The sequence below is a fragment of the Sediminibacterium sp. genome (assembly GCF_030695065.1).
GTDB lineage: Bacteria > Bacteroidota > Bacteroidia > Chitinophagales > Chitinophagaceae > Sediminibacterium.
The window spans coordinates 538,792-552,303 of sequence record NZ_JAUYTR010000023.1 but is presented as its reverse complement, the minus strand read 5'-3'; the positions used below and the strand labels follow the sequence as shown (position 1 = coordinate 552,303).

Below are 13,512 nucleotides of genomic sequence, written 5' to 3'. Positions count from 1 at the left end.
TGTTTTTTTATTCTGCTAAAATTTAATTTGTACAGTTGTTGATTTAATATTTGAAAAAGGAATTAGTACTTGTTCAGTAACCGCTTTTTTGCCTTTACCACTGGTACATTGTATCATGATATCTGCTTCTGCTACTGTTTCTAGTACTCCTTCTTTAATAGAATCGTCGGTAAAAACCACTTGAATGGTTCTACCAATATTTTTTTGGTATTGTCTTATCAGTTTAAGTGGCTCATCAATGCCTGGTGAAGAAACTTCTAACGAAAATTCACCTTCAGGATAAATTCCGGCTTCCTCTATCATTTTGTAGAGTTTTCGGTTAAAATAGACACATTTCTCAATAGGTAAGCCACTATCCCCATCTAAAAACACTTTGATATTATTGGTGGGTTTAATTTTTACAGATACCAGAAAATACAATGGCTCTTCTGCCAAAATGGTCTGTAAAAACTGCTCAACTAGGTTAATATTATTGTCTGTTGCCATGGTAAAAAAGGAGAAGGGAACGATAGTCGTTCCCTTCTGTTGATTCTTAGCTTGTTGCAAATATACGTCAATTAGACCCTAAAATCCAAATTTTTGCCGCTCTTCCGATTTCAGCAGGTTTTAACAGCCCTATAATAGGTTAATTCCTAATTTTACGCTCTTATGTTTAAAGTATTACTTTGGGCCTTAGCCATTTACCTTCTGTATCGCTTCATTTTTGGATTGGTCATCCCTGTGAGTAAAACAGCCAGTCAGATCAAGCAAAAAATGTCTGAAATGCAGCAGCAACAAGCTTTTCAACAACAAGAATATGCCCGCCAACAGGAGCAGCCTCAGCAAAAACAAGCAGCTAGTTCTGCTGTAAAAAAAGACGATTACTTAGATTTTGAAGAAGTAAAATAAGAGGGGTATTAAAGTGCCAAATCCAATACCGTTAATGGGGCTTTTAAATGAATGGTTTGTAAGCCCAATTCTTGCGCCGCTTCAATATTTTTGATGGTATCATCTATAAATAAGGTTTCGCCAGCATGGAGACTTTGTTCTTTTAAGATAGCCTGAAAAGACGCTGGATAGGGCTTGCGAAGTCCTAAATTTTGCGAATAATATGCTTTTATAAATAGGCTATCAAAGTCTAGACCTGGATGCTGCATTTTAAATTTTTCTATAAAACAGTCGTAATGTATTTGATTGGTATTGGAAAACAAGAAGATTCGATATTTTTTCGAAATATTTTTAAGCCAATCAATACGTTCTTTAGGAAAGTCTAATAAAAGCGCATTCCAAGCTCCCTTAATTTGTTCATTGGTCAGGTTGGTTTTAGATTCTTTGCGGAAAGCAGTATAAAACTCCTCTTCACTTATTTTACCTGTTTCTAATAATTCGAACAAGGGGTTAGAAAAGTGTTGGGTAAACATTTCATTGAACTGCAACACACCTAAATCAATAAACGCTTGATTGGTTAATTGAAAATCAATATTCAAAAAAACCCCACCTAAATCAAAAATGATATGCTTAATTGGTGATTTCATAATTAATTAATCAATTTCATTCCAAAATGACCCAAAGCAGTAAATAAAGCACAACGCGTAACAACGCCTGCACAACACCAAATGATTAATTTTTGAATGGAAACATTCAAACCAGTTCCAACGCCAATACTAACAGGAGCCCCAACGGTAAGGGTTCCAAAAAAACCCAACCCAATCACACCGTATTTTTCCCAGATTTTAAAAATCAAAGCATTTTTTTCTACTTTTTTAACTTTAGGCTTCCTGAATTTGCTTAAATATTGTTGAATTTGTTTACCCAAGAAAGCGGCAATAAATACACCAGCTAAACCACCTACAACAGTAGTAGCAAAAATGGTCCATGCCGAAATTCCAAAAGCAAACCCCGCCGGAATAGCGGCATAAATTTCAAAAGTGGCAAGCCCAGCAACAGTTAATATTTTGTATAGCATAATAGAATTTCAAAGATACAGTCTTTCAATTGCCAACAATTTATTACAATAAATAGTCAGGCTCTTTTGAATAAGATTAACAAAATCATAGTAGAGATATATTTATTAACTTCAACTAATAGCAAGTAAATAGATTGAATATGGATGACAGGCACTTTATTAATGAAACATTAATTAATAAAATAAATATTGGCATCGTTTATTTTGATGCTTCAGGAATACCTATTTATGCCAATAAAGCTGCAGATAGAATTTTTGGACTTACAATTGATAAATTCAATCACATTGGATCACCAGAGCATGGTTTTGAAATAATTGACTACGATGGCAAGTTAATCCCTGTAGAAGAAAATCCAATTGAAATTGTAAAAAGGACCAAGAAGCCAGTTACAGATATTATTGCCGGTGTCCATAATAAAAAAACCCGTCATACAACATGGATTTTATTTGAAGCCGAACCTGAGTTTGCAGCAGATGGAGTAACCTTGGAAAGAATTTTAACTACAGTTACCAATATTAGTTCTCAAATTTCAATTGAAAAAAAATTGCGTTTTCAGAATAAGCTTCAAAGCTTAATGATGAAGACAGCTAAAACTTATTTAGGTGTTTTACAAGATGACCCAACTGCAGCCATTTTGGAATCATTAGAAGAAATTGGAAGGTTTACTGAGACTGATCGGGTGTATATTTTTAATTATGATTTTGAGCACCAATTACTGAGTAATACCTATGAATGGTGTAATGAGGGAATAACCGCACACAAAGATGATATGCAACTCATTCCATTTGAAATTGCAAAAGATTGGGTAGAAGAACATTCAAAGGGATTATCGGTTCATATACCTGATGTTAGTGCGCTACCAGCAAATACAACACTAAAAAATGGGCTTGAATTACAAGGTATCCAAAGTTGTATAACAGTACCCATTATGCAGGGCAGTAAATGTTTAGGATTTGTAGGATTAGACGCAGTTAAAAAGAAGCATTTCTTTACCAGTCAAGAACAAAATTTGTTGTTTGTATTTGCCGAAACGTTGGTGAATATGCAGGTAAGGCAAACCTATAATAAACAAATAAAAGAAAGCGAAAGAAAGTACAGAGAGATTACTGAAAATATTGCAGATTTAATTTGGACTGCGGATATTGATTTTAAAATGAATTATTGTAGCCCCTCTATTGAATCAATTTTTGGTTATGAATCTGAAGAGTATATTTCAGGTTCAATAAATGATCAATTTTCAGAAGAGACCGTAGAAAAATATCGAGAAATTGTTCGTGAGTTCAAGTCGAAATTGAAGGATGGATCAATTTCCACTCAAGATAGATGGAATTTAGAAGGCCAAGCGATTAAAAAAAACGGACAGGTATTTTGGTTTAAATCTTTAATAAAACCAAGTTGGAATTCAGAAAATAATATCACGGGCGTATTAGGTATCACCAGAGATATTACTATCGAGAAAAGAGCTTTAGTTGAATTACAAGAAAGTGAAGAACGATTACAAAGAATTGTAAACAGCCCTACTCATTATGTTTTAAGAACAGACTTAACTGGTATGCATACCTATTGGAATAAAACTTTTGAAAAAGAATTTGGATGGTTATATAAAAGTAAGGGATTAGAAAAAGGTGATTCTTTAACCTCTATTTGTAATTATCATCATAAGCGAACCCAAGAAGTAGTAATGGCCTGTATTAGGAGTCCGGGAACAGTTCATCAAATTGAACTAGACAAGCCAACAAGAGAGGGTGGAATAATGACAACGCTTTGGGAATTTGTATGTTTAACGGATGTCAATGGCAAACCAAGTGAAATGCAATGTATGGGTATTGACATTTCTGAGAAAAGAATTGCTGAAGAGCAAGTAAGGAAATTGTCAAGAGCGGTGGAACAGATCCCCCTAACTGTTGTAATTACTAACCTAGAAGGAAATATTGAATATGCCAATCCGTATACGTTTCAAACTACTGGATATACCCAGGAAGAATTATTAGGAAAAAATCCTAAAGTGTTAAAATCAGGTGAAACTAGTTTAGAAGAATACGAACATTTATGGGGTAATATTACTCATGGTAAAGAATGGAAAGGTTTTTTTCATAATAGAAAAAAAGACGGAAGCATGTACTGGGAACAAGCTACAATTGGCCCAATATTAAATGAAAATGGAGAAATCACGCATTATATAGCAATCAAAGAAGATATTACCGAACGTAAAAGAATTCAAGATGAATTAAAAGATTTGAATTTACATTTAGAAGAAAAAATTAAAGAGCGTACCATAGATATTGAAAACGCCAATATTTCGTTAATCAATGCCAATCAAGAAGCACAAAAAGCCAATCAAGCAAAAATTGATTTCTTGTCTAAAATGAGTCATGAATTAAGAACACCAATGAATTCAATTCTTGGATTTGGTCAGCTTTTACAAATGAGTGAGTTAACCCCTATACAAGAAAAAGGGGTGCATCATATATTAGACAGCGGAAAACATTTGTTAAACCTAATTAATGAAGTGTTAGATATCTCTAGAATTGAATCGGGCCGTATAAGTATCTCCGTTGAACCCATAGAAGTATACGATGTAATTAATGAAATAAAAGACAGTTTACAGTTTTCTGCTAATCAAAAGAACATCAGCATAAATTGTCAACTAAAAAACACTGTTCCAACCTATGTAAAAGCTGATAGACAAAGATTGAAACAAGTTTTAATTAATTTAACCAACAATGCTATAAAATACAATAATGAAGGGGGCGAAGTAAATATCGTTGTAGATACAAAGCCTACAACTGAGGAAGGGTATACGCCTATTAGAATATCAATAATTGATAATGGTTGGGGTATTGAAGAAAAAGACTTAGAAAGAATATTTATTCCGTTTGAACGAATTGGGGCAGAAAAAACCAATGTGGAGGGAACCGGTTTAGGATTAGCGGTGGTTAAGCAATTGATTGACATAATGGGTGGGAAAGTAGGTGTAAAAAGTAAGCCAGGGGAAGGAAGTACGTTTTGGATTGAATTACAGCAATGTCAAAATCAATTAGATATAATTCAAGAAGAAGCTACACTGAATCAACATGCTGTTATTCATGACCAAACAGGCACCGTGCTTTATATTGAAGACAATATGCCCAATATTGAATTAGTCAAAGAAATCATGGAAACCAAAAGAAAAGGTATCAGCTTGGTAATTCATATGCATGGCAATGGTGCGCTTGAAAAAGCGGTTGAAGTAAAACCTACTTTAATATTGTTAGACTTAAATTTACCCGACAAACATGGTAAAGATATATTGGTAGAATTAAAAGAAAATGATACAACGAAAAATATTCCAGTAATTGTTATTAGCGCCGATGCTATGCCAAATCAAATAAGTAATTTGAAAGCTTTAGGGGCAAAAAACTATTTAACTAAACCAATTGAAATAAAATCATTCTTAGCCGCTATTGATGATATAATAAAATAATTTATGAAAGAAGATTTAAAAGATGCAAGGATTCTGATTGTAGACGACACATTAGCCAATATTGAAGTACTAGAAAACTTGTTGATGATGAAGGGCTATACAAATGTGAAATCTATTAGCGATTCAACACAAGCTATAGCAACAATTTTTGAATTCAAGCCAGAATTAATCTTATTAGATTTAATGATGCCTCAGGTTTCTGGTTTTGATATTATGGAAATCTTAAAAAAAGAATCTGATGTATTTACTTTAATGCGCATTCTTGTTTTAACGGCAGATATTACTCCTGAATCTAAAAAGAAAGCATTGTCTGGTGGAGCAAGCGATTTTTTAACTAAGCCTTTCGATTTAACAGAAGTAGACTTGAGAATTAAGAACTTATTGTATACTGTTTATTTAATGTCTCAACTCACTAATCAAAATTTAATTCTTGAAGAAAAGGTAAAAGAAAGAACCCAAGAATTAGAAAAAAATCTTGAAGCAATTGAATTACAAAATAAAGCACTGCGTGAAATATCTTGGATTCAGTCGCATGTAGTAAGAGCGCCATTAGCAAGAATGATGGGGGCTATTTCTTTATTAGAAATTAAAGATGATGCCGGTGTTACTCAAGAAGAAATCATGGAAATTGTTATTACTTCAGCAAATGAAATAGATAAAACTGTTAGAGAAATATCTGCCAAAAGTGCTCAAGCAAACATATAAGTTGCCATTTTAACAGTTTAATTGCAAGATTCAAGACAGAACAAGCTAATTTTGCGACTCGGCATTTTATATGCTGATAGTAAGTTCAATAGTACCCCCAACTATGAAAAAAACATTTTTTTTATTGTTATTAACACTTGGTCTTTCTACCCAAGCATTCAACAAAAAGTCTAATAATCCTATTAGTAATTTAGTTCTCAAGATTGAACTCCTTGCAAATAAATTTAGTATCAGTAAAGAAGCTATTCAACATGCTTTTAATGCCTACGAAAAATTAAAATTAAGTGGTCAGTTACTTAACCAACAATATTTAACCATAGCAGATTTTAGCAAACCAAGCTCTGAAAAAAGGCTTTTCATTATTGACATTAACAAGATGGAATTAGTGCTTCAAACATTGGTTGCACATGGTCGTAATTCTGGAACATTATTCGCTAAAAATTTTTCGAATACAAACGAATCTTACCAAAGCAGTTTAGGATTTTATATTACAGGAAATATCTACAGAGGTAAACATGGAATGTCTTTACAGTTATCCGGAATTGAATCAGGAATTAATGATCATGCAAAGCAAAGAGCTATTGTAATACACGGAGCAGATTATGTAAGCAATAATCTAATAAAGAAACAAGGATATATTGGTCGCAGCTTGGGATGCCCTGCAGTACCCCAAAATGAAGTAAAAGAAATTATTCAGACTATTAAAGGCGCTTCACTATTGTATATTTATGCGCCTAGTAACTATTATTCAAAAAAGTCTAAACTAATTAATGAGCCTAGTTTAATTAGTTAAGCTGAAGTGTATTTATCTAGTACTTGTAAGAATAAAGATACATCAAATGGTTTTGTGAGGTATTGCTTTACACCTGCAGCCAATAAGTTACTGACTTGAGAAGGCATTGCATCTGCACTTACTACTACAACTGGGATGTCTTTTAATTGCTCTTCTTTCTTAAGCAACTCTACAACTTCAGCACCATGTATATCAGGTAAATTTAAGTCTAACAATATTAAATTAGGTTTATGCTGATGAGCCAAAATGATGGTTTCTTTACCATAAACTGAAGTAATCAATTTAACATTCGGACGCATGGTTAATAAAATTTGGGTTACCAAATCAATATTAGAACTATTGTCTTCTATATAAAGCACTATTGCTTGATCAGTCACAAGTTCTTTCAAATCCTCGTTAGGTAGGTTTTCATTTATTTTTACTAGTTCTATTACAGAATTGGTTTTGGGTAATTCAATCCAAAATAAACTCCCTTCATTTAGTTTACTTTCAACACCGCAGATTCCACCCATCAAGGTTGTATATTGCTTTACAACTGAAAGTCCTAAACCGGTGCCTTCTACAGCAGAGTTTTCGGCACCCAATCTTTCAAATGGGGTAAATAGTTTAGAAATCTTAGCTGGATCAATTCCAGGACCGTTATCGGCTATACAGACTCTGATAAATGCTTTATCACTATCATAAAACTCGGTTGCTGATAATTTAACCCAACCTTTTTTGCCATTGTATTTAATTCCATTATTGAGGAGATTTATTAATACCTGCTTAACTCTTTGCTTATCTGCCTTTATAAAGATATCTCCTTTGTTCTCTAGTTCATTCATCAAAACAACCCCATAAGCAGTTGCAGTTGGCGTTAATGTTTCAATTACATCTCTAAATACATTATTCAATTTAACCGATTCAACTGAAATAGATATTTTACCCGCTTCAATTCGGGAAATTTCTAGCACTTCATTTATTAGATCTAATAAGTGTTTTCCGCTATTTAAAATATGGTGTACTGCTTTTTCTTGTTTTGTATCTAACGCTCCCAATTCTAATAACTGCGCAAAACCCAAAATAGCATTCATTGGAGTTCTTAACTCATGACTCATTCTAGACAAGAATTCACTCTTGGCATGATTGGCTGTTTCTGCTTCAATTTTTGCTTTTGTTAATGCCTCATTGCTATTTTGCAGTTCAATTGTGCGTTCATCAATTTTCTTTTCAAGATTAACATTGAGCTGTTTTATTTCGTGTTCAATTTTAATTCTTTCGGTTATATCTTCTTTAATAGCAATGAAGCTTGTAATTGTACCAGCTTCGTTAATGATAGGCGTAATAGTAGTAGACTCCCAATATAAGGAACCATTTTTTCTTCTGTTATTCAACACGCCACGCCAAACTAAACCACCTGTGATGGTCTTCCACAATTCATCATACACTTTTGGATTGGTAAATCCAGACTTTAATAGTCGTGGGTTTTGACCAATTAATTCTTCATAAGAGTACCCAGTTACCGATAGGGTGAAAGGATTAACGTATTCAATATTACCATCTATATCAGTTATGAAAATACTAATTGGACTTTGTTCTACAGCGCTTGTTAATTTCTTAATTAGCAATTCTGCTTCTCGTTGAGCTGTTACATCTCTCCATGTGGTAAAGAGTAAATTTTCACCGTTTGCTACAACAACAGAAATTTTAATGTCTACTATTACAGGAGTACCATCCATTTTTAAATGTGTCCATTCAAATTGAGTATGACCATTTGATATAGCTTCAACAATAACCTCTTGAACCATCTCACTAGATAGTCTTCCATTGGGTTGATAGAGAGGTGAAATGTCTGTTGGCGTTTTATTAATAATATAATCACTTGTAGAACCAAGAATAGATTCACTTGCCTTATTACAATCAATAAAAATACCCTCTTTTACTATCAAAAACCCATCTGGAGACTCATTAAATAGTGTTCTATATTTTAACTCACTTAGTTTAACTCTTTCTTCTGCCAATTTTTGCTCAGTTATATTAGTGGCATTAACCAAAACCGCATACACATTTCCATTTGAATCTCTTACAGGTTGAATGCTACTTCTAAACCAAAATGATTCTCCATTAATTAATCTAGTACTTTCTTTAATCATTCCCTTTCTGCTAAAAAACACCTGTTCAATATCTGCCATATTTTGGCTAGCAATTTCAGGAGTGGCTAAGTCATGTATTGTAAAATCTTCCTCCAAGAATTCTGAGGGCTTTTTCTTAAAGGTTTTTGCTGCAATTTCATTTACATACAAAAACTTACCATTTACATCTAACATAATAATGGAAGCATCAGAGCTTTCTACTAAACTTCGATAAATTTCTTTGCTCTCTAACAGAGCGGCTTCTGCTTTTTTGTTTTCCGTGATGTCTAAATTAGTACCCCTAGTACCCAAGTATTTTCCTTTTTCGCTAAAAACAGGTTGACAAACATGTTCGATTATTCTAACTTCTCCTCTTTTATTGATGATTCTAAATAAGAGCTTTTCAGAATGCTTTTGTTCAATCACTTGACTACGATGTTGAACATATTTATTATAGTCGTCGGGATGTATTAATTTTTGTAAAATAATTTGATCGTTAATCAATTCCTCTGCCGAATAACCTGTAACTCTTTTGCAAGAAGGCGAGTGATAAATAAAATGCCCATCAGGTGCTTCCCAAAATTCCCAGTTATACGTATTATTGGCAATTATTCTGAACTTTTGCTCCGATGCAATAATTTCACGCTTCGTTAGTTTTACCTGCTTATATTTTTCTATGATACCAATAATGGTATTCATCATGACTATTTCTTCATTAAGAAACTTTAATTCTAATGGCAAGCATATTTTAACAAACCCAAGGTTTTTTGAAGCTACTTGAATATCAAATTTTTGATAATTTTCTGTAGCAAAAAAGTTTAAAGAATAGTAATCATCCCCTTCAAAATGAATATGTATATGAGTATTAAGGACATCTTGGAACCCTGGTGGAATAATGCTGCATATTGCATCAAAATATTCTGCTGGTGTCAATTCATCATTTTGACTTAAGGTTGAAATATCATAAACACATTTTTGCTCTTTTAATCTTTCGGCTAAATCAACTTTTGAACTTCTTAATTCATCATCTGCCTTTTTTCTTTTTGAATCATCTCTAGTTGTTGCAATATATCCCCTTAAAATTCCATCTTCAGAAAAATCTGGCTTTATTTCAGTGCTGAACCATGCATGAGTTCCATCTTTTTTATACGAATCACCTTCAATTTCCCATTTAGAACTGGCGGTAATTAAATTATTTAGTCTGGCTTGATTTACTTCAGCCAAGAGTAATTCAATTTTATTTAAGGTTTCAGGCGTATAAATTTTTTCATAATTTATTGCCGCATATTCTTCAGGAGTATAACCGAATAATTTTATTATTGAGGAACTACAAAATGTAATATTATAATTAATGTCTGTGGTCCAAACCATATCAGACATATTATCGGTTATTTCTCTGTACTTGGTTTCACTCTCTTTTAGTTTAGATTCATAATTGATTTTATTTTTTACATTTACCAATAGTTCAGCAAAAATGGCCAAGAGGTCTTGCTCTAAACTGGTAAAATAATGCGGCTTATCAACAGATTCAAGGCCTATCACACCAATGCATTCCTGGCCATTCATTAAAGGCAGGGCCAATAAACTCACAACATTTCCTGTATCTAACAAAGTCCTAATTGAACTATTGGGGTCTAATTGTTTTGAGTTAGGTACATTTATTGACTCTCCCTTTTTCAGAATCTCAATCCATGAAACAAAATGTTCAAGTGGAATAATTGAAAGTTCCTCTTTCTTTGATTCAATACCTTCAGCACACCATTCATAGTCGTAATGTGCAAATCCATTTGTAAAATCAAAATTAAAAATAGCTAATCGATCGGCTTTTGCAAATACACCCAATTCTTTAATTGCACTATTGATTTCTCCGGTTAAGTGTTCTAATGGAATATTTATAAATCGTTGAGATATAGTAGATATTAAATGAAATAATTTATTTCGTTGTCTAAGCTTAAATTCTAACTCAATTTGATCTGTTATATCAGTGAAAGAGATAAATACCCTGTAAGGTTTAGCTTGGCCGTCTTTAAATTCGGGAACAGCACTAACTAGAATCCAAAGATAGTTTTTTTTGACAGCGTGCTTAACACCCATCACAACATTAAAAACGGGTTTCCCTGTTTGTAATGCAATTAATCCAGGAAATTCCTCATTAGGAAAGTTAGTTTGATTGGGCTTGATGGCAACCCAACTTGCATCTAACAGATCTATCCCCTTAATTTGCTCTAAAGAAAAACCTAATAAGTTTTCTGCTGCTGGGTTGGCATCGGATATTTTACCATTTTGATCTAAATAAATAACGCCTTGAGCAACATTCTCAAAAAGCAATATAAAGTCTTGCTCTAGATCACTCTTATAATTGCTATTGCTCATCCTTCCTATTTGTTATAAAGTTAGGGCATTCTTAAGGCAATTTTATTATAATAAATCGTCATTTGAAAGATGGTTATTTATTCATTCGTTTTAAATACGATGGACTTTATTACAGCATCTAATTCTTCAGCAGAATTCTTTAAATGAACTATAAAATTTTCTTTATCATCATTTTGAATGAATTCATGTTTTAGGAGATTTATAATTCCTAAGATTCTTGCTAAAGGAGCCCTTACCAAATGCGATTGCTCCCAAGCAATTTGGGCTAGCCTTTTATTTTTATTTTCTAAAGTAGAAAGTGTTTCCCGTTGTTGGGTAATATCTTCCTCTACACCAATATAGTTGGTGATGATACCAGCAGCATTAACAACTGGACTTATATAAGCGTTAACCCAATAAAGTGCTCCATCTTTTCTTCTATTACAAAATTCACCAACCCAGGATTCTTTATTGGATATTTTTTGCCAAAGTGTAGCAAACTCTTTCTCCACCGTATACCCCGACTTTAAGATGCTTGATTTTATACCTTTTAATTCTTCTGCTGTATAACCAGATGTTTTACAAAACGCAGGATTCACATATTCAAAAACACCATTTACATCGGTAATCATGACAGACGATGTACTTTGCTCAATTGCTTGAGATAACTTAAGCAATTGATTTTGGGCAGTTTCATGTTTAACAGCAACCGAAAAATTATTCATTGCATAGTTAATATTCTCATTAACGCGTTTCATTAAATCCAATTCTTCATTGGTAAAAAAGTTAGGTTTATTCGCATAAATAGCAATTTGCGCAATAGTATAATTATCTACGCGAACTGGCATGGTAAGTGAAGATCTAAATCCTCTTTTTAATGCAGCATCACGCCATATAGCCATTGAAGGGTCATTGGCAATATCATTACAATAATATAGTTTACCATCTCTTATGGTTCTCCCAGAAGGTCCATTCCCTTCTGGAATGTTTTTAATAGAAATATGTTTTTTGAAATAATCAAGGTACCCTAATTCATTGCCAGCATATTTATAAGGTACAATTGTTTCATTAATGTCATCCCGGAGTCCTACAAAGGCAAATTCAAAACCACCAGCATTTACAGCAATTTCACAGAGTCCATTATACAAATCGAGCGGCTGTTTTGCATTTAATATTAAATCGTTTATTTCTGTTGAAAATTTAAATAGTCTTCTAGACTTCAATAACTCTTCTTGATGCCTCTTTTGATTCGTTATATTCTTACCAATCAAATAGATGTACTTTAAATCGGCATCCCATTTACCCGACCAGGAAAAATCAAGTACTTCGCCAGTAGCATTAATCAATCTATTTTCAAAATACTTAATAGTTCCTTTTACTTTTAACTCATCCAAGGCCAACTCTGTTCGCTTGGCATCTTCTTCAATTACAGAAGAAAATGCGGGTAAAGTATAAAGAGTTTCAAGCGGATGTCCTAAAATTTCTGCAACAGAATTACTCAAAAATAATTTTTCCCCGTTTTCATTGTAAACAATAATCATATCATAAGAAGAATCTAAGATTCCCTTAACCATACGATTCGTTTCTTTTAGCTGAATTTCTTTTCGTTTTAGTTCACTTACTTCACTAAAAGTGACAATTACGTGTTTGAGGCTCCCAAATTGATCCACATAGGGAATAGCAGTTGTTGAAATCCAAATTCGGTCTTTAGTTAATGGTCTGTAAACGCCCATTAAAATATTTCTAACTGGTTTATTACTTGAAAGAGCAATTGCAGCAGGATGCTCATTGCCTGGTATTTCCTTACCCAGTTCATTAATCACATGCCAAGAAGGATCGAATGGAGTTTTTCCAATTAATTGATCATTTGAAAGACCCAATAACTCTAAAGCTTTATTATTAGCTAAAACAATACTTGAATCGGGAAGATGCTTTACCACTCCAACCGAAAGGTGTTCTACTAATTCAATAAATTGTTCATTTTCAGAATCATTGAAATTTTCAGGTGTTGGGGTTTGTGTCATAAGAGGGGGTGCGTAAAAATAAATACTAATGTACGAATAATTTATACCATATATAAATTCATTGCTACTTGAGACATTCTCTAAAACCAAGAGGATAATGCTTTTCAAATTTATCCCA

9 protein-coding genes are annotated in these 13,512 nt (G+C 33.0%); 4 read left to right on the top strand and 5 right to left on the bottom strand.

Going from position 1 to position 13,512, the window contains the following annotated elements:
• Positions 1-15 precede the first annotated feature (15 nt).
• Positions 16-546 (bottom strand): ribosome maturation factor, encoded by a 531-nt coding sequence (locus tag Q8S25_RS13225; RefSeq protein ID WP_305538529.1) that lies wholly within the window; start codon positions 544-546, stop codon positions 16-18.
• A 102-nt stretch (positions 547-648) separates the two neighbouring features.
• Between Q8S25_RS13225 and Q8S25_RS13220 the strand changes: the two genes are divergently transcribed.
• A complete protein-coding gene (locus Q8S25_RS13220) occupies positions 649-888 on the top strand; it encodes a hypothetical protein (protein WP_305538527.1) in 240 nt (79 codons plus the stop codon).
• An 8-nt stretch (positions 889-896) separates the two neighbouring features.
• Here the strand turns inward: Q8S25_RS13220 and Q8S25_RS13215 are convergent, their stop codons facing one another.
• Together Q8S25_RS13215 and Q8S25_RS13210 are read right to left on the bottom strand one after the other, a co-directional pair.
• Positions 897-1,514 carry an HAD family phosphatase gene (locus Q8S25_RS13215; protein WP_305538525.1) on the bottom strand — a complete coding sequence of 206 codons (618 nt, stop codon included), beginning with the start codon at positions 1,512-1,514 and terminating at the stop codon, positions 897-899.
• 2 nt (positions 1,515-1,516) lie between these two features.
• Positions 1,517-1,945 (bottom strand): small multi-drug export protein, encoded by a 429-nt coding sequence (locus tag Q8S25_RS13210; protein ID WP_305538523.1) that lies wholly within the window; start codon positions 1,943-1,945, stop codon positions 1,517-1,519.
• A 140-nt stretch (positions 1,946-2,085) separates the two neighbouring features.
• Between Q8S25_RS13210 and Q8S25_RS13205 the strand changes: the two genes are divergently transcribed.
• From Q8S25_RS13205 to Q8S25_RS13195, 3 genes are all read left to right on the top strand, one after another.
• Positions 2,086-5,409, top strand: a complete 3,324-nt coding sequence (locus Q8S25_RS13205; RefSeq protein WP_305538521.1) for a PAS domain S-box protein — start codon at positions 2,086-2,088, stop codon at positions 5,407-5,409.
• Between the two features lie 3 nt (positions 5,410-5,412).
• Positions 5,413-6,114: a response regulator gene (locus tag Q8S25_RS13200; protein ID WP_305538519.1), complete on the top strand. Its 702-nt coding sequence runs from the start codon at positions 5,413-5,415 to the stop codon at positions 6,112-6,114.
• A 103-nt stretch (positions 6,115-6,217) separates the two neighbouring features.
• Positions 6,218-6,907 carry a murein L,D-transpeptidase catalytic domain family protein gene (locus tag Q8S25_RS13195; protein WP_305538517.1) on the top strand — a complete coding sequence of 230 codons (690 nt, stop codon included), beginning with the start codon at positions 6,218-6,220 and terminating at the stop codon, positions 6,905-6,907.
• Here the strand turns inward: Q8S25_RS13195 and Q8S25_RS13190 are convergent.
• A complete protein-coding gene (locus Q8S25_RS13190) occupies positions 6,904-11,391 on the bottom strand; it encodes a PAS domain S-box protein (protein ID WP_305538515.1) in 4,488 nt (1,495 codons plus the stop codon). The genes Q8S25_RS13195 and Q8S25_RS13190 overlap by 4 nt on opposite strands.
• 77 nt (positions 11,392-11,468) lie before the next feature.
• Positions 11,469-13,394 carry a PAS domain S-box protein gene (locus Q8S25_RS13185; protein ID WP_305538513.1) on the bottom strand — a complete coding sequence of 642 codons (1,926 nt, stop codon included), beginning with the start codon at positions 13,392-13,394 and terminating at the stop codon, positions 11,469-11,471.
• Between the last annotated feature and the right edge of the window lie 118 nt (positions 13,395-13,512).

Excerpts from the sequence above, each read along its gene's own strand:
- Q8S25_RS13215 (WP_305538525.1), bottom strand. The coding sequence starts at position 1,514 with ATGAAATCACCAATTAAGCATATCATTTTTGATTTAGGTGGGGTTTTT.
- Q8S25_RS13210 (WP_305538523.1), bottom strand. The coding sequence starts at position 1,945 with ATGCTATACAAAATATTAACTGTTGCTGGGCTTGCCACTTTTGAAATT.
- Q8S25_RS13220 (WP_305538527.1), top strand. The coding sequence starts at position 649 with ATGTTTAAAGTATTACTTTGGGCCTTAGCCATTTACCTTCTGTATCGC.
- Q8S25_RS13185 (WP_305538513.1), bottom strand. The coding sequence starts at position 13,394 with ATGACACAAACCCCAACACCTGAAAATTTCAATGATTCTGAAAATGAA.
- Q8S25_RS13195 (WP_305538517.1), top strand. The coding sequence starts at position 6,218 with ATGAAAAAAACATTTTTTTTATTGTTATTAACACTTGGTCTTTCTACC.
- Q8S25_RS13205 (WP_305538521.1), top strand. The coding sequence starts at position 2,086 with ATGGATGACAGGCACTTTATTAATGAAACATTAATTAATAAAATAAAT.
- Q8S25_RS13190 (WP_305538515.1), bottom strand. The coding sequence starts at position 11,391 with ATGAGCAATAGCAATTATAAGAGTGATCTAGAGCAAGACTTTATATTG.
- Q8S25_RS13200 (WP_305538519.1), top strand. The coding sequence starts at position 5,413 with ATGAAAGAAGATTTAAAAGATGCAAGGATTCTGATTGTAGACGACACA.